The sequence below is a fragment of the Herbaspirillum sp. 3R11 genome, assembly GCF_004563925.1.
In the GTDB taxonomy this organism is placed as follows: Bacteria; Pseudomonadota; Gammaproteobacteria; order Burkholderiales; family Burkholderiaceae_D; genus Herbaspirillum.
In genome coordinates this window covers 458,973-481,899 of the sequence record NZ_SPNJ01000003.1, presented here as the reverse complement: position 1 = coordinate 481,899, position 22,927 = coordinate 458,973, and the positions used below count along the sequence as shown (strand labels likewise).

Annotated in this window: 23 protein-coding genes; 11 read left to right on the top strand and 12 right to left on the bottom strand. The window is 60.2% G+C overall.

All coding sequences use genetic code 11. The features are described from left to right. Nucleotides 1–153: 153 nt before the first annotated feature. Nucleotides 154–1,584, top strand: a complete 1,431-nt coding sequence (locus E4P32_RS15610) for an MFS transporter (protein ID WP_233526671.1) — start codon at nt 154–156, stop codon at nt 1,582–1,584. A 128-nt stretch (nt 1,585–1,712) separates the two neighbouring features. Further along, nucleotides 1,713–2,666, top strand: coding sequence for a ribosome biogenesis GTPase YlqF (gene ylqF, locus E4P32_RS15605; protein ID WP_116435314.1), 954 nt, complete (start codon nt 1,713–1,715; stop codon nt 2,664–2,666). A gap of 106 nt (nt 2,667–2,772) precedes the next feature. On the opposite strand, the gene E4P32_RS15600 is transcribed toward ylqF, so the two are convergent. The 4 genes from E4P32_RS15600 to E4P32_RS15585 form a co-directional block, all read right to left on the bottom strand. After that, nucleotides 2,773–3,984: a branched-chain amino acid ABC transporter substrate-binding protein gene (locus E4P32_RS15600; RefSeq protein ID WP_158559729.1), complete on the bottom strand. Its 1,212-nt coding sequence runs from the start codon at nt 3,982–3,984 to the stop codon at nt 2,773–2,775. A 222-nt stretch (nt 3,985–4,206) separates the two neighbouring features. Beyond that, entirely contained in the window at nt 4,207–5,007 is an 801-nt protein-coding gene (locus E4P32_RS15595; protein WP_016835965.1) for a MetQ/NlpA family ABC transporter substrate-binding protein, read from the bottom strand. Between the two features lie 65 nt (nt 5,008–5,072). Next, the gene (locus E4P32_RS15590; protein ID WP_050477859.1) at nt 5,073–5,726 is read right to left on the bottom strand and encodes a methionine ABC transporter permease; all 654 of its coding nucleotides are present in this window, start codon (nt 5,724–5,726) and stop codon (nt 5,073–5,075) included. After that, nucleotides 5,716–6,765, bottom strand: a complete 1,050-nt coding sequence (locus tag E4P32_RS15585) for a methionine ABC transporter ATP-binding protein (RefSeq protein WP_116434927.1) — start codon at nt 6,763–6,765, stop codon at nt 5,716–5,718. The genes E4P32_RS15590 and E4P32_RS15585 overlap by 11 nt, the downstream gene beginning before the upstream one ends. Before the next feature lie 300 nt (nt 6,766–7,065). Between E4P32_RS15585 and E4P32_RS15580 the strand changes: the two genes are divergently transcribed. After that, the gene (locus E4P32_RS15580; RefSeq protein ID WP_116434928.1) at nt 7,066–7,635 is read left to right on the top strand and encodes a methylated-DNA--[protein]-cysteine S-methyltransferase; all 570 of its coding nucleotides are present in this window, start codon (nt 7,066–7,068) and stop codon (nt 7,633–7,635) included. 164 nt (nt 7,636–7,799) lie between these two features. On the opposite strand, the gene groL is transcribed toward E4P32_RS15580, so the two are convergent. Together groL and groES are read right to left on the bottom strand one after the other, a co-directional pair. Then, a complete protein-coding gene (groL, locus tag E4P32_RS15575) occupies nt 7,800–9,452 on the bottom strand; it encodes a chaperonin GroEL (protein ID WP_116434929.1) in 1,653 nt (550 codons plus the stop codon). Nucleotides 9,453–9,567: 115 nt separating this feature from the next. Then, nucleotides 9,568–9,858 carry a co-chaperone GroES gene (gene groES / locus E4P32_RS15570; RefSeq protein ID WP_007882171.1) on the bottom strand — a complete coding sequence of 97 codons (291 nt, stop codon included), beginning with the start codon at nt 9,856–9,858 and terminating at the stop codon, nt 9,568–9,570. 306 nt (nt 9,859–10,164) lie between these two features. Here groES and E4P32_RS15565 point away from each other — a divergent pair, with 306 nt between their 5' ends. The 3 genes from E4P32_RS15565 (at nt 10,165) to E4P32_RS15555 (ending at nt 11,853) form a co-directional block, all read left to right on the top strand. Continuing rightward, entirely contained in the window at nt 10,165–10,398 is a 234-nt protein-coding gene (locus E4P32_RS15565) for a ParD-like family protein (protein WP_116434930.1), read from the top strand. Next, nucleotides 10,398–11,189, top strand: a complete 792-nt coding sequence (gene map / locus E4P32_RS15560) for a type I methionyl aminopeptidase (protein ID WP_116435315.1) — start codon at nt 10,398–10,400, stop codon at nt 11,187–11,189. Before E4P32_RS15565 ends, map begins: the two co-directional genes overlap by 1 nt. A 76-nt stretch (nt 11,190–11,265) precedes the next feature. After that, nucleotides 11,266–11,853, top strand: coding sequence for an HD domain-containing protein (locus E4P32_RS15555; protein ID WP_116434931.1), 588 nt, complete (start codon nt 11,266–11,268; stop codon nt 11,851–11,853). Nucleotide 11,854: 1 nt separating this feature from the next. Here the strand turns inward: E4P32_RS15555 and E4P32_RS15550 are convergent, their stop codons facing one another. Both E4P32_RS15550 and E4P32_RS15545 read right to left on the bottom strand, forming a co-directional pair. Continuing rightward, nucleotides 11,855–12,376 (bottom strand): GNAT family N-acetyltransferase, encoded by a 522-nt coding sequence (locus E4P32_RS15550; protein ID WP_233526672.1) that lies wholly within the window; start codon nt 12,374–12,376, stop codon nt 11,855–11,857. Nucleotides 12,377–12,386: 10 nt separating this feature from the next. Beyond that, nucleotides 12,387–13,394: an AraC family transcriptional regulator gene (locus E4P32_RS15545; RefSeq protein ID WP_116435317.1), complete on the bottom strand. Its 1,008-nt coding sequence runs from the start codon at nt 13,392–13,394 to the stop codon at nt 12,387–12,389. A gap of 238 nt (nt 13,395–13,632) precedes the next feature. Between E4P32_RS15545 and E4P32_RS15540 the strand changes: the two genes are divergently transcribed. The 4 genes from E4P32_RS15540 to E4P32_RS15525 all read left to right on the top strand — a co-directional run bounded on the left by E4P32_RS15540 (nt 13,633) and on the right by E4P32_RS15525 (nt 17,592). After that, complete coding sequence (locus tag E4P32_RS15540; RefSeq protein WP_116435318.1) at nt 13,633–14,589, top strand: 3-keto-5-aminohexanoate cleavage protein; 957 nt, start codon at nt 13,633–13,635, stop codon at nt 14,587–14,589. 57 nt (nt 14,590–14,646) lie between these two features. Next, the gene (locus tag E4P32_RS15535; RefSeq protein WP_116434932.1) at nt 14,647–15,954 is read left to right on the top strand and encodes an MFS transporter; all 1,308 of its coding nucleotides are present in this window, start codon (nt 14,647–14,649) and stop codon (nt 15,952–15,954) included. Between the two features lie 33 nt (nt 15,955–15,987). Further along, entirely contained in the window at nt 15,988–16,728 is a 741-nt protein-coding gene (gene fabG / locus E4P32_RS15530) for a 3-oxoacyl-ACP reductase FabG (RefSeq protein ID WP_116434933.1), read from the top strand. A 72-nt stretch (nt 16,729–16,800) separates the two neighbouring features. After that, nucleotides 16,801–17,592: an SDR family oxidoreductase gene (locus tag E4P32_RS15525; protein WP_116434934.1), complete on the top strand. Its 792-nt coding sequence runs from the start codon at nt 16,801–16,803 to the stop codon at nt 17,590–17,592. Between the two features lie 86 nt (nt 17,593–17,678). On the opposite strand, the gene E4P32_RS15520 is transcribed toward E4P32_RS15525, so the two are convergent. Next, nucleotides 17,679–18,428 (bottom strand): SDR family oxidoreductase, encoded by a 750-nt coding sequence (locus E4P32_RS15520; protein ID WP_116435319.1) that lies wholly within the window; start codon nt 18,426–18,428, stop codon nt 17,679–17,681. A gap of 181 nt (nt 18,429–18,609) precedes the next feature. Here E4P32_RS15520 and E4P32_RS15515 point away from each other — a divergent pair, with 181 nt between their 5' ends. Then, nucleotides 18,610–19,518, top strand: a complete 909-nt coding sequence (locus E4P32_RS15515; RefSeq protein WP_116434935.1) for a LysR family transcriptional regulator — start codon at nt 18,610–18,612, stop codon at nt 19,516–19,518. A 62-nt stretch (nt 19,519–19,580) separates the two neighbouring features. Here the strand turns inward: E4P32_RS15515 and E4P32_RS15510 are convergent, their stop codons facing one another. The 3 genes from E4P32_RS15510 to E4P32_RS15500 all read right to left on the bottom strand — a co-directional run bounded on the left by E4P32_RS15510 (nt 19,581) and on the right by E4P32_RS15500 (nt 22,732). Beyond that, on the bottom strand, nt 19,581–20,804 hold the full coding sequence (locus tag E4P32_RS15510) for an MFS transporter (RefSeq protein ID WP_116434936.1): 1,224 nt from the start codon (nt 20,802–20,804) through the stop codon (nt 19,581–19,583). A gap of 104 nt (nt 20,805–20,908) precedes the next feature. Beyond that, entirely contained in the window at nt 20,909–21,487 is a 579-nt protein-coding gene (locus E4P32_RS15505; RefSeq protein ID WP_116434937.1) for a TetR/AcrR family transcriptional regulator, read from the bottom strand. 120 nt (nt 21,488–21,607) lie between these two features. Then, nucleotides 21,608–22,732 (bottom strand): NAD(P)/FAD-dependent oxidoreductase, encoded by a 1,125-nt coding sequence (locus tag E4P32_RS15500; RefSeq protein ID WP_116434938.1) that lies wholly within the window; start codon nt 22,730–22,732, stop codon nt 21,608–21,610. Between the last annotated feature and the right edge of the window lie 195 nt (nt 22,733–22,927).

Here is a 22,927-nt window from a genome sequence, read left to right as displayed (position 1 = left end):
TAAGTGAATAGGCTGTTGATGCAAATTTGCATCGGAGTGCCGAGATTATGCTTATTTATTGCATTGCGCAAGAAGCCTAGAATGGCATCCTTGCTCGCATTCCCTTCAGCGTTACGCGGTGATTGTCGGGCGGCAACCCTATCGAAAGAAATCATGTCTACACAATGTCCCGCGCCGGCCGGCGCCATCGCCACACCGTCACGCAAGGCCGAGGTCCAGGCGCGCACTGGCATGCTGCCGCTGGTGACGCTGGCCATCGGCTTCGTCATGGCGATGCTCGACGTCACCGTGGTCAACGTCGGCCTGTCGTCGATTGAAAAAAGCCTGGCCACGCCGCTCAGCATGCTGGTCTGGATCGTCGACGGTTATACGCTGAGCTTCGCCGCCATGCTGCTGGTCGGCGGCGCGCTGGCCGATCGCTACGGCGCCAAGAATATCTACCTGCTCGGCCTGGTGCTGTTCGTGGTCGCTTCGCTGCTGTGCGGCGCCGCGCCCAACGGCGGCATGCTGGTTGCCGCACGCCTCTTGCAAGGACTGGGCGCGGCGTTCTTCATGCCGAGTTCGCTGAGCCTGCTGACCCATGTCTATGAAGACGACCGCGTGCGCGCCCGCATGCTGGGCGTCTGGTCGGCCACGGTCGGCGGCGCGGCGGCGGTCGGCCCGCTGGTGGGCGGCATCCTGATCCATTCGTTCGGCTGGCGCAGCGTGTTCCTGATCAACGTGCCGGTCGGCCTGATCGGCCTGTACATGGCGGTCAAGATGATTCCGTCAGTGGAGCGGCACGTGCGCGCGCTGACCATCACCAGCCATTTCCTCGGCGTGCTGATGCTGGCGGCCTTGAGTTTCGTGCTGATCGAGGGACCGGTCTACGGCTGGACCTCGCTGCCGATCGTGAGCGCCGTGGTCGTGGCGGTGCTGGCGTTCGGCACGCTGGTGCAGCGCGAGCGCAGCGGTTCGGCGCCGCTGCTGCCGCGTGCGCTGTTCGCCACGCCGCAGTTCGCGGCCGCCAACGGCATCGGCTTCCTCATCAATTTCGGCGTCTACGGGCAGTTCTTTTTCCTGGCACTGTTCCTGCAGCAGGCGCGCGGCGCCGATGCGCTGCAGACCGGTTTGCAGATGCTGCCGATGATGGCGGTGATCTTCATCGGCAACCTGAACTCGGGTCGCATGACGGCGCGTTTCGGACCGCGCTTGCCGCTGCGCCTGGGCCTGACGGTCGGCGCGGTGTTTTCTGCGGTGCAGATCTGGCTGACGCCGGAGACGCCTTACTGGATGCTGGCCGTCGCCGGCGCGCTCGCCAACCTAGGCATCAGCACCGCCATCCCGGCCATGACCACCGCCGTGATGCAGGTGGCCGGCAAGGGCCACGCCAACAGCGCCGCCGCCGCGCTCAACGCCAATCGCCAGATCGGCGCGCTGGTCGGCGTGGCGCTGATGGGCGCGATCCTGCACAGTTTCAGCAGCTGGATCACGCGCATCGTGCTGGCCTACGGTGTGGTGGCGTTGGTCTACGCGTTGGCGCTGGTGCTGGTGTTGCGTTACGTCAATGCGCGCTCGGCTGCCGTCGTTCCGGCCGGGGAGTAACTACCGAGCAAGTTGCGGAATAAGTCGTCGAATCAGCGGAATCGACACCTTCGCCGACCTTCTTTTTAGGGGCAAACAGGCCGCAGGCCGTAAAATAGCGGCTTATTTTGCAAAAAGAAGAATTCCGCATGTCTATTCAATGGTTCCCAGGTCACATGAACGCCGCCCGCAAGAAGGCGGCGGAAGCGATGGAAAAGGTCGACCTGGTCATCGAGGTGGTGGATGCCCGCCTGCCGCAGGCCAGCTGCAACCCCATGATCGAACAGATCCGCCTGTTTCGCCAGCGGCCCTGCCTGAAGATCCTCAACAAGAGTGACCTCGCCGATCCGGGCGTGACGCAAGCCTGGATCGCGCACTACAACAGCCAGAAGAACGTCAACGCCGTTGCGCTCAGCTGCAAGAAGCCCAGCGACGTCGCCAAGGTGCCGAAGCTGGCGCTGGCGCTGGCGCCGCATCGCGGCACGCCGCTCAAGCCGCTGCGCATGATGATCATGGGCATTCCCAACGTCGGCAAGTCGACGCTGATGAATGCGCTGCTCAAGAAGCGTGTGGCCGCCGTCGGCGACGAACCGGCCGTGACCAAGACGCAACAGCGCCTTTATCTGGGCAACAACATGGTGCTGATCGATACGCCCGGCATGCTGTGGCCGAAGATCCAGCACCCCAGCGACGGCCTGATGCTGGCCGCCAGCCACGCCATCGGCAGCAACGCGCTGATCGAGGAAGAAGTCGCGACCTTCCTCGCCGATGAACTGCTCAAGCGCTATTCGCACCTGCTGGCGGCGCGTTACGGCTTCAAGACCGAAGGCATGGACGGCGTGGCGGTGGTGGAAGGCGTTGCCATCAAACGCGGTTTCCGCCTCAAGGGCGGCGACTTCGACTTCGAGAAAGCGGCGCACACTTTCCTGCAGGACTATCGCACCGGCGCGCTCGGAAAGATCACGCTCGAGACGCCTGCTACGCGTGCAGAGTTGCTGGCCAATTACCAGGCCGAGCTGGCGATCGCAGCAGCAGAAGAAGCCGCAGAACTTGCGATCATTGCCGCCGAGGAAGCCGAGAAGAATCGCGGTCGCCCCGAATAGAGCGAGCCGATGTCGTTGGTCAGGAAAACCGCTCCGGCGGTTTTTTTATTGCGTGCATGGTTGCAAGTTCTCGCTGAGGTTCGAGGTTCATGCCGGGCGGTGGACTTCAGTTTCCGTCGCAAGCAGCTGTTCCGGCGCCGGTGCCGGTGCCGGTATCGGGAGAGCAGGATTTTCTCCTGACGTCGTAGGTTTTGACCGGCACCCAGCGCTGGTCTTGTATGCGATAGACGGTAAACGCGGGATTTTGCAAATTGCCGTTGGCATCGAACGCCACCGTGCCAAGCAAGCCTTTGTGGCGAATTTTGTGGAGTTCCTCCACGATCATCCGCGGTTCCAGTGAATTGGCTTTCTTGATCGCCGCAATCAATGTGTTGCAGGCATCGTAGGACGAGACCGTGTAGACGCTGATAGCGGTTCGAAATTTCACGTTGAAGTTTTTCTCCAGCGCCTTGAATTGCGGGTGTTCCTCGTAGGGTTTGCCGGGGGCCGAGGCAAACAGGCCATCGCCCGCACCCTGGATCATGCTCAGGAAAATCGGATTCACTACGCTGCCGGTCAGGAACAATTTTGCGGGAACGCGCAGCCGTTGCCGGGCACGCACCAGATCCTCTGAACGCCGAAGGTAGCCGCCGAAGAAAATCAGATCGACTTCACCGGCTGTAAATTGGGTCAATACGGCGTTGAAATCGGAAGTCTTGTTGCTCACGGTGCTGCGGACAACCACCTGGTTGGGTGAACGAAATTGTTCGGCAAACAGCTCTGCCATGCGCGCGCCGAAAGCGGTGGTGTCGTCGATGATTGCAATGCGTTTTGACTTCAGTTCCTGAGTCGCAAACTCGGCAATGGCGATGGCGGCATCTTCACTGCTGCCGACCGCGCGAAAGCTGGTCGCATAGCCCTGTTGGGTAAATTCCGGCGCAGCCGCGGAGGAACTGATCTGCGGCACGCCGGCTGCGGCATAGATTGGCGCCGCAACATTGGTCGGCGCCGATAACCAGTGACCGATTACGCCGGCAACACCGGCGGCGACCATCGATTTGGCGATGAACCCGGCAACGGCGACGTCGGCTTTGTCGTCCATGGCAAGCAGCTTGAAGACCATTTTCTTGCCATTCATGGAATAGCCGGCGCGGTTGGCTTCATCGATCGCCAGCTGGACTCCGTATTGGCCGCTCTGCGCCAGAGGCCAGGCAAGCGGGCCGGCAAATCCGATCAGGATGGTATGGGTATTGTCGCCGGCAGAAGCGGCGAGGGCAGGGCTGCCGGAGAGAGCGGAGTGGATGAGGACGGCTAGAAAAAGGCGGCGGATCTTTTTCATGGATGTTCCTTCCTGAAACAGCCTTGCCGTCATCGGGCGGCTCCCGTGCGCAAGGCTGTGCACGGATTAATATATTTCCTTTTTGACAATTGTCTTGCGGGCAAGAAAAGGGTTTTTCGGTGTTTGTTTTGCTTTTCGGAAAGCTACAGGCGTAAAAAAGGGCTTTCCGAAGAAAGCCCTTTTTGCGGCGCAACTGCTTGCCGGTGACGGACTACAGCCGGATTACCAGGAAGTCACGACCGAGTTCTTGTACTTCTCGATCACGAATTTCTTGATTTCCGGGCTGTGGTAAGCCTTGACCAGCTTGGCGACCCAAGGCTTGTCCTTGTCTTCGACGCGCACGGCGATGACGTTGACATAAGGGCCCTTGGCGGCTTCGATGGCGATGCCGTCCTTGGTTGGCGACAAGCCGGCGGATTCAGCGAAGTTGCCGTTGATGGCGGCGGCATCGAAGTCATCCAGCGAACGCGGCAGTTGGGCTGCGTCCAGTTCGATGATCTTGACCTTCTTCGGATTGTCGACGATGTCCAGCGGTGTCGCCTTCAGGCCGGCATCGGCTTTCAGCTTGAGCACGCCTTGGGCTTGCAGCAACAGCAGCGCGCGGCCGCCGTTGGTCGGATCGTTAGGGATGCCGACGCGAGCGCCGTTCTTCAGGTCGTTGAGCGACTTGATCTTCTTCGAGTACACGCCCATCGGGAAGGTGATGGTGGTGCCGACGCTGACCAGCTTGTAGCCGCGGTCCTTGACTTGCGCGTCCAGGTACGGTTGGTGCTGGTAGCTGTTGGCATCCAGATCGCCGGCCGACAGCGCGGCGTTCGGCTGGATGTAGTCGCTGAATTCAACGATCTGCAGCTTCAGGCCGTCTTTCTCGGCGATCTTTTTGACTTGTTCCAGGATTTCAGCGTGCGGGCCGCCGGTGGCGCCGATCTTGATCGGCTTGTCTTGCGCCAGGACCGGTGCGGACACCAGGCCGGCAACCACGCCCAGACCTGCGAAAAATTGGATTAATTGACGACGATTCATTGTTTCCCTCTCTCTTCGATAGCAGCAGCGGATAGCTGCATTATTTTTTACGCCTGGACCTGTTCTTAACGATGGCTCAGACGACGTACCAGGACATCGCCCAGTGTTTGCACCAATTGCACAAATACGATCAGGATCAGCACCACCGCCAGCATCACTTCCGGCAGGAAGCGCTGGTAGCCGTAGCGGATGCCGAGGTCGCCCAGGCCGCCGCCGCCGATCGCGCCCGCCATGGCGGAATAGCCGACCAGGCTGACGAAGGTGATCGTAAGACCCGCGACGATACCAGCAAACGCTTCAGGCACCAATACCTTGTAAATGATTTGCCAGGTGGTCGCGCCCATGGCTTGCGCGGCTTCGACCAGGCCATGGTCGACTTCGCGCAAGGCGGTCTCGACCAGGCGCGCGATGAACGGCGCCGAGGCGATGGTCAGCGGCACGATCGCAGCGGCGGTGCCAATTGAGGTGCCGACGAAGAAGCGCGTGAACGGGATCACGGCCACCAGCAAAATGATGAACGGCGTCGAACGCACGGCGTTGACCAGCAGGCCGGCGATGCGATTGAACGCCAGGTTGGGCAGGATGCCCTTGCGTTCGGTCAGGTGCAGCGCGATGCCGAGCGGCACGCCGAAGACGGCGCCGAGCAGGCCGGAGATGCCGACCATCATCAGCGTTTCGCCGAACGAGCTGATGAAGAGATCAATCAGTTCAGATGACATGGTTCAGCTCCTCTACCACGACGCCTTGCGCACGCAGGTAATCCATTGCATTGGTAATGTTCTCGGCGGTGCCGTTGGCGAGGATCGCCAGCGAACCGAAGGCCTGGCCCTGGATCTCGTCGATCTGGCCGTGCAGGATGTTGAAGTCCAGGTTGAAGCGGCGCACCGCTTCCGACAGATGCGGCTGGTCCACGCCCGAGCCGGTGAAGGCGAAGCGGAACAGGTGATCCGTACCCGAACCTGCTTCGGTATTGGCCAGACGCGCACGCAGGCGCTCCAGCACGCCCTTGGGCAGTTCATGGGCGATCACGTCGCCGATCAGGGCGCGCGTGACTTCATGTTTCGGTTCGCGGAACACGTCCAGCACTTCACCCTGTTCGATGACTTCACCGGCTTCCATCACGGCGACGCGGTCGCAGATCACCTTGATGACTTCCATCTGGTGCGTGATCAGCACGATGGTCAGGCCCAGTTCCTTGTTGATCTTGCGCAGCAGCTCGAGGATGGAGCGTGTGGTTTCCGGATCGAGCGCCGAGGTGGCTTCGTCCGACAGCAATACCTTGGGATCGTTGGCCAGCGCGCGGGCGATGCCGACGCGCTGTTTCTGGCCGCCGGAGATTTGCGCCGGATAGCGATCCTTCAGAGCGGTCAGGCCGACCAATTCCAGCAGCGGCTCAACTTTCTTGGCGATCTCAGCCTTGGACAGGCCCGCCAGTTCCAGCGGCAGCGCGATGTTGTTGTAGACGGTGCGCGACGACAGCAGGTTGAAGTGCTGGAAGATCATGCCGATGTGGCGACGCGCATCGCGCAGGTCGTCGGCCGACAGCGTGGTCATGTCTTTGCCGTCGAGGATGATCTTGCCTTCGGTCGGGCGATTGAGCAGGTTGATGGTGCGCACCAGCGTGCTCTTGCCGGCGCCGCTGCGGCCGATGATGCCGAAGACTTCGCCCTTGCGGATGGACAGGTCGACGTTGCGTACCGCATCGACCGAGCCGTCACCGTTGGGGAAGCGTTGGGTGACCCCCTGTATTTCGATCATATTGCTTTCGATGTTGCTTGAATGAAAAAGGCAGCAAAACCAGCCTCGTTGGGCAAGCTGCTGCCGATATTTTTATATAGAGCCGTGATTTTATGAGGATTTCGTTGCAGGCGGAACTACATTTTGCATATTCCCTAATGAGAAAAAGGCATAACCAAGCGCTTTTTGGGGCGAATTGCAAGCAAGAATGCCTGCTTTGATCATGCCCGCAGTTTCATTTTTGACAAACCGGAATGCCTCGCCTGCATGTTTGCGCCAATGCGACTAAGATAGCCGTCCCGGCCCGGAAGGAAACCATCAATGGCATACGTCTACACAACCATGAAGTCGCCCGTCGGCGAGCTGACCCTGGTCGGCCGCGGCGAGCGGTTGGCGGCGATCCTGTGGGAAAACGACAAGCCCACGCGGGTACGGCTGGGCGAAATGAGCGCCGACCCAGGCAGCCCGGTGCTGCTGGAGACCGAGCGCCAACTCAACGAATACTTCGCCGGCAAGCGCAAACAGTTTGAAGTGGCGCTGGATTTCACCGGCACCGATTTCCAGAAGCGGGTGTGGGCGGCGCTGCTGACCATTCCGTTCGGCGAGACACGCAGCTACAGCGAAATCGCCGTGCAGCTCGGCGACATCAAGGCGGTGCGCGCAGTGGGTGCGGCCAACGGCAAGAATCCCATCTCCATCATCGCTCCCTGTCATCGCGTGATCGGCGCCTCGGGCGAGCTGACCGGATTCGCCGGCGGCCTCAAGGCCAAGGAACTGCTGCTTACGCTTGAGGGCGCGCATGCCTTGCACAACAAGCCCGGCACCGCCGTCCCGCAAAAACGTCGCAGCAAGCTGCCGGATCCGAACCAGGGTTTGCTGTTTGCCGACTGATCTGGACACCAGATACATCGGATGCCGGTGAAGAAACGACAATTCTCCGGACAATAAAAAAGGCCTCGATCGCTCGAGGCCTTTTTTGTACAGCGCGAAGCTGGTGTGGAAAAGTCTGTGCTTTTCGGTGCGCCCGCATTCCGGAGAATGCAGGCGCAGCCGAATTACATCATGCCGTCCATACCGCCCATTCCGCCCATACCACCCATGCCGCCTGGCATACCGCCAGCCGACTTGTCTTCCGGCTGCTCAGCGATCATCGCTTCGGTAGTCAGGATAAGGGAGGCGACCGAAGCAGCATTTTGCAATGCCGAACGGGTAACCTTGGTTGGATCCAGAATGCCCAGTGCAATCATGTCGCCATACGTGCCGTCAGCAGCGTTGTAACCGTAGTTGCCTTGGCCTGCCAGCACGGCGTTGACCACAACCGATGGCTCGTCGCCTGCGTTGAAAACGATTTGGCGCAGTGGCTCTTCGATCGCGCGCAGCACGATCTTGATGCCGGCTTCCTGGTCAGGATTGTCGCCCTTCAGGTCCTTGATATTGGCGCGTGCGCGCAGGAATGCCACGCCGCCGCCAGGAACAACGCCTTCTTCAACTGCTGCACGGGTAGCGTGCAGAGCATCTTCAACGCGTGCTTTCTTTTCCTTCATTTCGACTTCGGTAGCTGCGCCAACCTTGATCAGTGCAACGCCGCCTGCCAGCTTGGCAACGCGTTCTTGCAGCTTTTCACGATCGTAGTCGGAAGTCGCTTCTTCGATTTGCGCGCGGATTTGCTTGACGCGTGCTTCGATAGCGATGGCTTCGCCGTTACCGTCGATGATGGTGGTGTTTTCCTTGCTGATTTCGATGCGCTTGGCTTGGCCCAGTTCAGCCAGAGTGGCTTTTTCCAGAGTCAGGCCGACTTCTTCAGCGATCACTTGACCACCGGTCAGGATAGCGATGTCTTCCAGCATTGCCTTGCGACGGTCGCCGAAGCCAGGAGCCTTGACGGCTGCAGTCTTCAGGATGCCACGGATGTTGTTCACCACCAGAGTTGCCAGTGCTTCGCCTTCGACATCTTCAGCGACGATCAGCAGTGGACGGCCGGCCTTGGCGACTTGTTCCAGGATCGGCAGCAGGTCACGGATGTTCGAAACCTTCTTGTCGAACAGCAGGACGAATGGGTTTTCCAGAGCAACAACTTGCTTTTCTTGGTTGTTGATGAAGTATGGGGACAGATAGCCGCGGTCGAATTGCATACCTTCAACGATGTCCAGTTCGTTTTCCAGCGACTTGCCGTCTTCCACGGTGATGACGCCTTCTTTACCGACTTTGTCCATTGCCTTGGCAATGATGTCGCCGATATCGGAATCGGAGTTAGCCGAGATCGAACCGACCTGAGCGATTTCCTTGCTGGTAGTCGTTGGCTTGGACAGTGTCTTGATTTCGGAAACGATGGCGACAACAGCTTTGTCGATGCCGCGCTTCAGATCAGTCGGGTTGAAACCGGCTGCAACGTACTTGAAGCCTTCGCGAACGATCGCTTGTGCCAGCACGGTTGCGGTAGTGGTACCGTCGCCTGCGTTGTCGGAAGTCTTGGAAGCAACTTCTTTAACCAGTTGCGCGCCCATGTTTTCCAGCTTGTCTTTCAGTTCGATTTCTTTCGCAACCGAAACGCCGTCCTTGGTGACGGTCGGGGCGCCGAAGCTACGCTCCAGAACCACGTTGCGGCCCTTAGGACCCAGAGTTACCTTGACTGCGTTAGCCAGGATGTTGACGCCATTGACGATTTTTGCACGTGCGTCATCGCCGAAAATTACTTGTTTTGCTGCCATGTTGGATTCTCCAAAATTCGTTTGTATTGCTTTGAATTGGCTTGATCAGCTTCGATCAGACTTGTTCGCTGCCGGCGCAGGACGGTTGACGTCGCGCCGCGGCAGAGGACGTCGATTACTTTTCGACGACGGCGAACAGGTCTTCTTCGCGCATGACCAGCAGTTCCTGGCCGTCGATCTTCACGGCTTGGCCGGAGTATTTGCCGAACAGAACGCGGTCGCCGACCTTGACTGCCAGCGGACGGACCTTGCCGTCATCCAGGATCTTGCCGTTGCCGACTGCCAGGATTTCGCCTTGATCCGGCTTTTCAGTTGCTGCGTCAGGCAGCACGATACCGGATGCGGTCTTGGTTTCTTGGTCGAGACGCTTGACGATAACGCGATCGTGCAAAGGACGAAGGCTCATGAAAACTCCTTAAATTCAATTAGTTAAAAAAAACTGCGAAATAATGCGGCGTTGGCTGCAAAGTGTACTTAAGCCCTGCAGCAAGAACTCCGTGCCACATCGGAAAAGTGGGTAGGCCAGAAAAGAAGCTGTTAGCACTCTCCCCTGACGAGTGCTAAGTATAGGGGCGGGTGGAGGGTTTTTCAAGGGCGGGATGATTTAAGTCGCGCGGGGTGGCGTAATCCTGGCCGCGTTGAACGACTTTGCGATCGCATGATAATATACGTTTCATATACGATTAATATACATTTCATACAAAGAGCCTTTATGGGAATCGTCAAAATCACCGAACAGATGCACACCAATCTGCGCCTCAGCAGCGGCGCGATGAGCCGTTCCATCAATTCGCAGGCCGAGCACTGGCTGCGCGTGGGCATGATGGCCGAGTTGAACCCCGGCCTTTGCTACAACGAGATCTGCCAGAAATTGCGCGAGGCGGAGCAGCAGGCCCGCGCCGAAGACGAGCGCCGGGAAATCACCCTCGCGCTTGAAAAACCATGATGTTCACCGAAGTCGAGATCAAGACGCCCGACGACATTGCCATGCTGCGCAAGTCCGGCGCGCTGGCGGCCAAAGTCCTGGAAATGATTGCAGAGCACGTGCGCCCCGGCGTGACCACCAACCAGCTGGACAAGTTGTGCCATGACTACATCGTTGACATGCTCGAAGCGGTGCCTGTCAACATCGGCTACAACGGGTATCCGAAGACGATCTGCACTTCGGTCAATCACGTCATCTGCCACGGCATACCTTCCGACCGCGCATTGAAGGACGGCGACATCATCAATATCGACGTTGCCCTGACCAGGGACGGCTGGCATGGCGACACCAGCCGCATGTACTTCGTCGGCGAGCCGGGCATCCTGGCCAAACGCCTGGTGACCACAACCTACGAGGCGATGCGCGCCGGCATTCTCGCTGTGAAACCGGGTGCGACCCTGGGCGACATCGGCTACGCCATCCAGTCGATCGCACACAAGGAAGGTTTCAGCGTGGTGCGCGAATATTGTGGCCACGGCATCGGCAGGATCTATCACGAAGACTTGCAGATCCTCCACTATGGACAACCGGGCGCCGGCTTGTCGCTGCAAACCGGCATGGTGTTCACCATCGAACCGATGATCAATGCGGGCAAGCGGCATTCGAAGGAAATGCTCGACGGCTGGACCGTCGTCACCAAGGACCACTCGCTGTCTGCGCAATGGGAACACATGGTGGCGGTGACCGAGACCGGCTTTGAGGTGCTCACGCCATGGCCGGATGGGGTAGGCGAGTATTCAGCGCTAGTGTGAACATAAGAGGCCGGATGACCGGGCCTTTTTTATCGCTTTGTATAATCCTGAAGAATGCAATTCACATGAGAAGGCTATGGAATTAACAAGGCTGGAAAAGCAGCTGGGCTTCCTGAGGGAAATCGACAGGCTGAAAACGGTGGTGCGGCAATCGCCGCTGCTCGATCAAAGTCGCAAGGAAAACTCCGCCGAACATTCTTGGCACCTCGCCATGTACGCCATGCTGCTGAGCGAGTACGCCAACGGGGAGGTGGACGCCAATCGCGTCATCCGCATGCTCCTGCTGCACGACATCGTCGAGATCGACGTCGGCGATTTCCCGATTCATGGCGGATCTTCGGCGGCGGTGCAGGCGGAGCAGGAGGCCAAGGCGGCGGAGCGCCTGTTCGGCATGTTGCCCGAAAACCAGGGCGATCAATTTCTGGCCCTGTGGCAGGAATTCGAAGGTGCCGAAACCGAAGACGCCAAATTCGCGAAGGCGCTTGATCGCTTCCAACCGTTGCTCATCAATATCTTCACCGGCGGCGGCACCTGGACGGAGAACGGCGTTTTACTGGAGCAGGTGCTGTCGCGCTATGGTCCTGTGATTCAAAAAGGCGCGCCGCAGTTGTGGGAAGCGTGCGAGCAGTGGGTGATCCAGCATTTTGCACAGCAAAGTCTTTAAGCTATAAAAACCTAGCCATGGAAATGTCGGCAACGTATGTCCCGTCTCCCAATTTTATGCGCCTCTCAAACCGTCCCTCCTCAACAAAGCCGAAACGGGCATAGAGTCGCCGGGCAACGGCATTGCTCTCTCTGACCCTGAGTTCAACTTTCTCGACAAGCGGATTGTCTTCGGCCCATGTCAACACGTGGCTCATCAAGGCAGAGCCAATACCGCGTCCCGTGTAGCCGGGGTGGACGAGCACGGTCAATGAAAATACATGCGACATGGCCTGCAACGGCATCGGCTCCAGAGATGCGTGGCCAACGCCTTCGTTGCCGATCTCGGCGACAGCGTAGATTCCGGCCTCGGTCAGCCAGGTAATCTTTTTCCGGAAATCCTGTTCGGACAGTTCATCTGCCGTGGAGATGAGAAGGCCCGGTGTACGGCTCGTTTCGCGTTCAGCCTGGCACATTGCTGCAGCGTCGTCAGGAGTCGCCGGTCTGCACTTGATGATGTCTGAGTCGCCCATATCGTTTTTCATGTCATCTGCCTTATTTCCGCAACTCCCCCGGCGCTTTCCCCGTCCATCGCTTCAAGGCCCTCCTGAAGTTCGCGCCATCGCTGAATCCCAGCAGCATCGCAATATCGTCCGTGCTCATCTGCGTGGTGCGCAGGTATTCCTGCGCCAGCGAGCAGCGCACGTCGTCGAAGATGGCGACGAATGAGGTTCCCTCAGCTTCGAGGCGTCGGCGCAATGTCCGGCTGGTCATCTTCAGGGCATCGGCCACGCCTTCCATGTCCGGAAAAACACCGGGTTTGCTCATCAGCACCTGATACACCTCGCCGGCGACGCCGACCGATACCTTCGATTGCCCGATCAGGCGATCGCACATGTTCTGCAGCAGCTTTGCCGTGAGCTTGTGCGCCAGCTGCGGCTGCTGTCCCAGAATGGCGCTGTCGTAAATGAGTTCGCACGCTTCCTGATCGAAATAACATGGGCAGCCGATGTAGTCGCTGTAGAGGTCGGCATGCGCCGGCGCCGGGTAGGAGAAGCAGGCCTTGATCGGCGGGCAGCTGTGGCCGGCAACGTCTTGCAGGTGCGTGACATGCTGGGTGAACTGCTGCTCGACGATGAATTCGCGCAACTCGCGCGACGGGCTGGAAATGAAGGCGTCCGGAAACGACCAGACCGCGCGATCGGGATATTCGGTCCAGTCGATTTTCAGCGTCGGCGTGGCCAGGCGATGGTATTTCACGCCCAGCTTGAAATAGTCGCGCAGCGACAGGCACGACATCAGCGCGTAGCCGTACATGCCGTAGGCCGACAGATGCAGGCGACCGCCGACCTTGAACGGCGTCGCCGGATCGGTCGACAGCGCGATGGCGTTCTTGCAGACCGTGGCGTACTGGCGCACCGACGTCAGCAGCGCGGCATCATAAATCTGGTCCGGCGCGACGCCGCTTCCCTCCAGGCTGTCCTCTGCGGAAATGCCCTGTTCCGCCAGCACCTCGACCAGCGCCGCGATCTTGTAGGGCGCGTAAAGAGGTTCGTTGAGCATGGTGATTGGCGACAAAACGACTCCTTGAAGATTGTCCTAAGATGACTCTGCGGTGTCCGTTAAAGACCTTACTTTGCTGACTTTAACTGATTATGATCGCTCCCACAATGAAGACCAACCGTGCGCGGCGCCTTCGTAAAAATACAGGCAGGAGACAGGTCGGTGAGGTGCGTTTTAACTTTTTTACCCTCGCCACCACGGCTTGCTGTCGTTTTTCAATCCGTCGAAGAATGCCAAAATGAGCAAAGTCAGCAACTCCAACAAGGCCAGCAGGAAGGTCATCATCTCGTGCGCCGTCACCGGCGCCACCCACGTTCCCTCCATGTCGGCGTACCTGCCGATCACGCCGGCGCAGATCCGCGACCAGGCGATCGAGGCGGCCGAGGCCGGCGCGGCGATCATCCATCTGCACGCACGCGATCCTGGAGACGGTCGTCCGACGCCGGACCCGGCCGTGTTCCGGCAGTTCGTTCCCGATATCGTCAAGGCCACCGACGCCGTTATCAACATCACCACCGGCGGCAGCACCCGCATGACGCTGGCCGAGCGCCTTGCCTATCCGCGCCTGCTGCAGCCGGAGATGTGCTCGCTCAACATGGGCTCGATGAATTTTTCCATCCATCCGGTTGCCGCCAGGATCACGGACTGGGCCCACGACTGGGAAAAAGATTTCGTCGAAGGCATGGAAGACATGGTCTTCAAGAACACCTTCAGCGACATCAAGAAGATCATGCTTGAACTGGGCGCGCAGGGTACGCGCTTCGAGTTCGAGTGCTATGACGTCAGCCACTTGTACAACCTGGCGCACTTTGTCGAGCAGGGCCTGGTGAAGGCGCCGTTCTTCATCCAGGCAGCGTTCGGCATCCTCGGTGGCATCGGCGCCGATCCGGAAAACATGACCGTCATGCGCGCCACGGCAGACCGCCTGTTCGGCCGCGAGAATTATCACTTCTCGGTACTCGGCGCCGGCCGCCATCAATTATCGCTGGTGACCATGGCCGCGATCATGGGCGGCAACGTGCGCGTCGGCCTGGAAGACAGTGTCTACATCGCCAAGGGCGTGAAGGCGGAGAGCAACGCGCAGCAGGTGCGCAAGATTCGTCACATCCTCGAAGAACTGTCGTTCGAGATCGCCACGCCGGCGGAAGCGCGCGAGATGCTGGGCCTCAAGGGCGGCGACAGGATTTCGCTCTGACCCTCGCTCTGACCCAGCTTCATCCACAACAAGAACTGAATATTTTCAGGAGACATCATGACCAATAAAACCGTACCAGGCGACGCCGGTTTGCATCGGCTTGCCACGCACAAGGCTTTTCTGAAGCTGATCCCCTTGATGTGCGCGATTTACTTCATGTCCTTCCTCGACCGCACCAACGTCGCGCTGGCGAAGATCCATCTGGCCGCCGACGTCGGCATCAGCGCCGCGGCGTACGGGCTGGGGTCGGGCATCTTCTTCATCGGCTATGCGCTGCTCGAAGTACCCAGCAACCTGGCGGCGCATCGCTTCGGCCCGCGCCGCTGGATCTCCCGCATCGCGGTGAGCTGGGGCATCCTGTCGACCGCCATGATGTTCGTCTCGGGCGAGTGGTCGTTCTACATCCTGCGCGTCTTGCTCGGCATCGCCGAAGCGGGTCTGTTCCCGGCGTTGATGTACATGGTGACGCTGTGGTTCGCGGGCAAGGATCGTCCGGTTGCAATCGGTTGGATCTACACCGCACCGGCGCTGGCGCTGATGCTGGGCAATCCCATCGGCGGCGCGCTCATGCAGCTGGATGGTTTCGGCGGGCTGCACGGCTGGCAATGGATGTTCATGATCGAGGGTCTGCCCAGCGTCTTGCTCGGCATCCTGTTGTACTTCAAGCTGCCGGACCGGCCGAGTGATGCAACGTGGTTGACAGCGGCCGAAGCCAAATCGCTGGAACAGCACGCCGTCATCGATGCGCCCCAGCACGGGAACACGTCTTCCAAGGACTGGATGGCGGCGCTGAAACGTCCGACCACGATCCTGATCGGTTTGATTTATTTCCTGAACCAGGTCGCCTTTGTCGGGCTGTACTTCTTCACGCCGGCCATGGTCAGCCAGATGCACATCAGCTCGCCGCTGATCGTCGGCCTGCTCTCGGCCAGCGTCGGCATGGGCTTCCTGATCGGCGTGCTGGTGTTGCCGCGCATTCACCGGCGCGTCAGCAGCGACTCCATCTATCTGGGCGTGCTGACCGTCGGACTCGTGCTGTGCGCAATTGCCTTCATCGCCACCGCCAGCTTCGGCGGCAAGATCGCCCTGTTCGTCGTGACGGCCTTCTTTGCCGGCGGCGTGCTGCCGTCGTACTGGTCGATTGCCATGAAGCGCATGCAGGGCGTGCAGGCCGCAGCCGGACTGGCTTTCATCAACACGATCGGTTTGCTGGGCGGCTTCGTCGGTCCTTATCTGTTCGGCATGGCCGAGACGGCTACCGGGCGCAGCGACGCCGGCTTCAACGTCATCCTCGGCGCAGCAATCCTCGGCCTGCTGCTGGTGCCGCTGCTGGCGCGCTCCATCAGGAATGAATCCCTTAAGTAAAAGAAATTGAAATCAAGTCAGGAAAGAAGCGCAATGAGATTACGTGGAAATGTGGCAATTGTGACCGGCGCTGCGCAAGGCATCGGCAAGGCAACGGCGTTGAAGTTTGCGCGTGAAGGCGCGACGGTCATCGTCTGCGACCTCAACGCCGATGCGGTCGCCGCGGCGGTGGAGGAGTGCCGGGCGGCGGGAGGCGAGGCCGAAGGTTTTCAGCTGGACGTGACCTCACGCGACAGCCTCGACGAGATGGTCGCTGCGGTGAAGCTGAAATACGGCCGTATCGACACCCTGGTCAACAATGCCGGGATCACCCGCGACGCGCGCTTGCAGAAAATGACCGCGCAGCAGTTCGAAGACGTCATCGACGTCAACCTGCGCGCCGTGTTCAACGCCTCGCAAGCGGTGGTCGACACCATGATCGAAGGCGGTGGCGGCGCCATCCTGAACGCCAGTTCGGTGGTCGGTATTTACGGCAACTACGGCCAGACCAACTATGCAGCGACCAAGTTCGGCGTGATCGGCTTCACCAAGACCTGGAGCCGTGAACTGGGGCCGAAGGGCATTCGCGTCAACGCGGTGGCGCCGGGGTTTGTCGAGACCGCGATCCTGTCCACGGTGCCCGACGAGGTCTTGCAGAAGATGCGCGACCAGGTGCCGTTGCGGCGTCTGGGCAAGCCGGAAGAGATTGCCGACATCTACGCTTTCCTGGCCAGCAACGAAGCGAGCTATATTAACGGTGCGGTGATTGAGGTGTCGGGCGGTTTGACGCTGTAACACTCTCATCAGACATTTTTTATATTCGCCACGTCAGGCAATCGACGACGTGGCTCTCATGCGGGAATCTCCATGAAAACAGTTGATCTATTGAAGCCGGATGCCGGCCTGCGCGTCTTCATCTCCGGCGCTGCCACCGGCATCGGCGCCGCCATTGCGGAAGCCTTCCTGGATACCGGCGCGGCCGTTTACGTCTGCGACATCAATCCGGCCGCCGTCGAGGCAATCAGGAAGAAGCACCCAGGCATCCACGCCGGCGTCGCCGATGTCGGCAAGCGCGAAGATGTCGATGCCGTGATGGCGGACGCGGCCGAGAAGCTCGGCGGTCTTGATCTCCTGATCAACAACGCCGGCATCGCCGGTCCCACCGGTGCAGTGGAAGACCTCGATGCGGACGCCTGGGACCAGACCATCAACACCAATCTGAACAGCCAGTTCTACTTTCTCAAACGCGCCGTTCCGCTGCTGAAGAAGACCTCCGACAATCCAAGCATCATCACCTTGTCATCGGTGGCCGGACGCCTGGGCTATCAGTTCCGCACGCCGTACGCCTCGACCAAATGGGCCATCGTCGGCCTGATGAAATCGCTGGCCGTCGAACTCGGTCCCAGCAATATCCGCGTCAATGCGATCCTTCCTGGCGTGGTGGAGGGCGAACGCATGGACGGCGTCATCGCCGCCCGCGCAAAGACGTTGGGAGTGAGCTTCGACGAGATGCGCGAAGACTACGTCAAGAAGATTTCGCTGCGCCGCCTGGTGACTACTCAGGACGTGGCGGCGATGGCCTTGTTCCTCGCCTCTCCGGCTGCGCGGAATATCTCGGGGCAGGCGATCAGCGTCGACGGCAATCTGGAATATTTGTAATCCGAAGGATGCCCCGACGGCCCGGATCACCTCCGGGCCGTTTTAGCGCTATCTTTTTTACCTCATCGCTCGCATCACATCTGCGATCACACCTGCGCCATGCCGCCGTCAACGAACAGCTCAATGCCGTTGACAAAGCTGGCCGCATCCGACGCCAGGAAGGCCACGGCCTTGCCGACTTCCTGCGGTTCTCCCAAACGTCCCAGTGGGATTTGCGACGACAGGTAGTCGAACAGACCCTGACGGGCTTCATCCGGCACCAGGCCGCCCAGGCCGGGAGTACGGATCGGGCCGGGGCTGACCACGTTGACGCGGATGGCGCGATCCTTCAGGTCCAGCGCCCAGGAGCGGGCGAAGTTGCGCACGGCCGCTTTGCTGGCGCTGTACACGCTGAAGTTGGCGGTGCCCTGGATCGACACGGTCGAGGCGGTCAGGATCACCGATGCGCCGTTGCTCAGCAAAGGCAGCGCCTTCTGCACGGTGAACAGCACGCCGCGCACATTGGTGCCGAAGATGCGGTCGAAATGTTCTTCGGTAATTGCGCCCAGCGGCATCATGTCGCCGCCGCCTGCATTGGCAAACAGGATGTCCAGCTTGCCGGCGCTTTTGGCGATCTGGGCGTAGACCGCATCCAGGTCGGCCAGCACGGAAGCATCCGCACGGATGCCGGTGGCGGCTGCGCCGATGGCTGTCACCGCGGCGTCGAGTTCGGCCTGACGGCGACCTGTGATGAAGACCCGGGCGCCCTGGGTGGCCAGTTCCTGTGCTGTTGCCAGGCCGATGCCTGTGGTGCCGCCGGTGACCAGGGCGATCTTGCCGTTGAGTTGCTTGTCCATGATTGCTTCCTTTTGATAAGTGAAATTGAGTTGATCGAACATCGTTCCGTGCGCTTCTGTTTGGTGTGTTGCAGAAGGCATGGGTGTACTTTAACGACAAGCCTTTATGAGAAAAAGTGGGTAAAATCGAAATGACTATCCATGGTTGTGGATAATAAGATCGACTTTGAAGGGAGATGCGATGGATCAGTTATCGGCGATGCGATGTTTTGCGCGCGTGGTGGAGGCGGGAAATTTCACGCGCGCGGCGGATTCGCTGGAGATGCCCAACGCCACCTTGAGCAAGCAGGTCCAGGAGCTCGAGGCCCATCTTGGCGTGCGCCTGTTGCAGCGGACCACGCGGCGCGTGACGGTGACGTCCGAGGGACGTGATTACTACGAAAAGACCACCCGCATCCTGCGCGACCTGGAGGATATCGACACTTCGTTCAGCGCCTCCCGCAGCAAGCCGCGCGGGCATTTGCGGATCGATATCGGCAGTTCGACCGCAAGCGACGTGCTGATTCCGGCGCTGCCGGATTTCGTCGCACGCTATCCGGATATTCGGATTGACCTCGGTGTGTCGGACCGCTCGGTGGACCTGATCAGCGACAACGTCGACTGCGTCATCCGCGGCGGACCGCTGGACAATTCTTCACTGGTTGCACGCCATATCGGCAGCGCCGCTCTGGTCACCTGCGCGACCCCGGCGTATTTGAAACAGTGCGGCGTGCCGGCTTATCCGGAGGAGTTGAAGAACGGCCATCGCCTGGTCAGTTACGTGTCGTCGCAGAATGGACGCGCCGTGCCTTTCCGTTTCGAGCACAAGGGCGAAAAAACCGAGATCAAGGTCGAGCACCGGGTCGGCGTCAACGAAAGCAATGCGCATCTGGCGGCGGGACTGGCGGGATTGGGGATTATCCAGACCTTCAGCTATGCCGCCGGTGCGGGGCTCAAGCAGGGATCGTTGGTGGAGATACTGAAGAAATGGCGTCCGGCGCCTTATCCTTTCAACGTGGTGTATCCGCAGAACCGGCACGTGACGCACCGCTTGCGGGTGTTCATCGACTGGCTGGTGGAATGCTTTCCGGAAAAAGTCGGCGTCAACTGACGCGGACAGAAAAAAGCCCGCGTCGGCAAATGCGACGCGGGCTTGCAAACTTCAAATAAACATCAGGCCGCCGATGCCGCCGTCCGGCGTGTCGCGCTGCGCTTGAGCAGCCATGCCGCGAACACGAAGGCTGCCGCCACCAGTCCCAGGTTTTGCGCCGAGCCGTTCGCAACGGTCAACGCACCGGCGCTGGCGCCGATCGAAAAACCCAGGTACATGAACGAAGCATTCAGCGACATCACGATCGGCGCCAGCCTGATGCCCGCAATGCTGATCAGGTTGGTCTGCTGTGCAGGATAAAACGCCCAGCCCGAAATCCCCCACACGATCACGCTCAGGAACACCGGCAACACCGCCAGGTTGGCCGGCAGCAGGTAGGCGATCGCAGTCAGCGTCAGGAAGGCGGCAATCAGGAACATCAGCGCCGGACCCGTCACGCGGCGGAAGCCCACTCGGTCGGCGATCTTGCCGCCGGCCATGACGCCGATCGCAGCCGAGATGCCCCAGGCGAACAAGACGTATCCGACGTGGGTGCCATGGATGCCGGTAACCTGGTTCAGGTACAGCGCGAAATAGGTGTACATGGTGTAGGCACCGGTGGCCCACAACAGTGTCGTCAGCAGGGCACGCAGCACGGCCGGGTCACGTGCGGCCAGCACGCGTTCACGCAGGCTGGCGACCGGCAGGTTGTTGCCGATGCCCTGCGGCAGCCCCAGCATCAAGCCCAGTGTCGCGATCGCCGCCAGCAACGCCACGCCGGCGAAAGTCATGCGCCAGCTGAGGCTGTCGGCGATCACGGTTCCCAGTGGCGCAGCCAAGGCCACGGCCACGGTAATCCCTCCGCTCACGAGCGCCAGCGCGCCGCCGCGTTTTTCCGGCGCGACCAGCGCACCGGCGAGGGCCAGGGCGTTGGGGACGTACAAGCCGGCGGCGAAGGCCAGCAGGATGCGTGCAGTCATCAGCGACCAGTAACCGCTGGCCTGCCAGGCCAGCAGGTTGGCCAGGGTGAAGGCAACCATCGCGCCGATCAGCAGGCCGCGGCGGCTCAGAGCGCCGGTCAGTGCGGTCAGGATCGGCGAGCTGATGGCGTAAGCGGCGGTGAACGCCACCACCAGTTGGCCGGCGACCGCAACGCTGACGCCGAGGTCCTTGGCGACCGTCGGCAAAATGCCGGCGATCATGAAACCCTCGGCGCCGACGGCGAAGGTGCCGAGCGCCATCCAGTACAGGGGCGCATTGCTCGCTGCAGGAGCGGGAGCAGAGGCGGGAAGAGAAGATGTGTTCATGAAATTCTCGCTATAAGAAATAAATTGAAATGACCGGTCGTCTTAAACTTGGTGAAAAAAATGCCGCTTCAGCGAAGCGGCTTGCTGCAAATATTCGGTATTGCTCAGATCAGGACTTTATTGAAAATCACATCCATGAACTGGTTGAAGGCATCCGGGTTGCGCTCCACCCGCACTCGCAAGGTCGCACCTTCCCAGGCATTAAGCACAAAACCAGCCAGCGTCTTGGGGCTCAACTGGTTGGCAATGCTGCCGTCTTGCTGGCCGGCGGCAATCGCGTATTCGAGCGCCGCGCTCCAGTTGCCGTAAATCCTCAGCAACTGCTCGCGGATCACCGGGCTTTGTTCCGACAATTCGGCAGTCATGTTGCCGATCATGCAGCCGTGCTGGAAACCGCGGTCGACCAGGCGCTGATTGAGCGCCGTGAAGTAACCGCGCAAGCGCTCCAGCGCAGGCAGGCTGTCATCGCTCAGGATCTCGCGCAAGGTGCTGCGCCGTGAAGCGTAGTCGCTGACGATTTCCGCTGCCAATGCTTCCTTGCTCTCGAAGTGGTTGTAGAACGATCCCTTCGGTACGCCGGCCTCGACCGTGATGTCTTGCACGCTCGAGGCATTGAAGCCGCGCTCCAACAGGAGTTTGAGCGCGGCATCGAAAATCTGGTCACGGGTATTTGGCTTGGGCATGTGGCGATAATATGACCGGTCGTCTTAAAAGTCAACAGAGCTCGCGTGAATGTGGCGAAAACGCCATGGTGCGCCGGTTTGCGGCGGGCCGGGCGGGACTTTTAATTGCATCAGGGAAAACTATTTCCCTGAAATTGCAGCCACTTCCCGCGCAATCGCCAGCGAAGAGGTTAAACCCGGCGACTCGATACCGAACAGATTTATCAAGCCGGGAAAGCCATGCTGTGCGGGAGTACTGATGACGAAATCCTGCTCCGGCCCGCCGCGCGCCAGCTTCGGCCGCACGCCGGAATAGCTCGGCTGCAGCGCGGCGTCGGGTAAGTCCGGCCAATAACGGCGTATCGCAGCGTAGAAACCGTCCGCGCGGCGCGCGTCGACGGCGTAATCGATGGCGCGCTCGTCTTCAATGTCCAGCCATTCGACGTCAGGACCGAAGCGCGCCTGGCCGGCCAGGTCCAGCGTCAGGTGCACGCCCAGGCCGCCTTCTTCCGGCAGCGGATAGATCAGCCGCGAAAACGGCGTCTTGCCGCTCAGCGAAAAATAATTCCCCTTGGCGAAGAACGGCCCCGGCACGTGCGCCGCCGGGAAGCCTTCGAAGCGACACGCCAGCCGTGGCGCCGACAGCCCTGCGGCATTGACGACAAGCGTGGCGGACAACTGCATTTCTTCGCCATCTGCGGTCACCGCGTCGAGCGCGATGCCGTCGGCGGTTTTGCGCGCGGCGACGATTTCCGTCTGAAGCGCCAGCACTGCGCCGGCCGCTTCGGCGTCCGCCAGCAATTGCTGCATCAGCGCATGGCTGTCGACGATGCCGGTGGAGGGCGACAGCAGCGCGGCCGTGCATCGCAGAGCCGGTTCGAGTTCACGGGCGTGGGCGGCATCGACAGGCTGCAAATCATGCACGCCGTTCTGCGCGGCATGGGCGGCGATGCCCTGCAAGCGTGCGGCCTGGTCGGCGCCGGTCGCCACCAGCAGTTTGCCGCAGCGCCGGTGGGCGACCTGGCGTTCCTCGCAATAGCGATACAGCAGTGCGCGTCCTTCTACGCAGAGCTTGGCCTTGAGCGATCCGGGACGGTAATAGATGCCGGCGTGGATCACCTCGCTGTTGCGCGAGCTGATGCCGCTGCCGATACTGTGGGACGCTTCGACGATGATCACGTCGCGCCCGGCCAGCGCCAGTTCGCGTGCGATCGCCAGGCCGACCACGCCGGCGCCGATGATGATGCAATCGATATGGTCGCTCATGCGCGGAAACGTAGAAAATGGAGATTCATGGCGCTGTCGGAGGGTAAATTATTTGTCGAAAGACGCTATCGTACTATCGTATTGCGCTGCTGTTTCTCATGCGCGCAAAGTCATGGCGGAAAACAGATTTCCTCCGGCGCAACGCTGGTCTACAATCGCCCATCGACATAAATTACAACAAGCCTCAGCACAAGC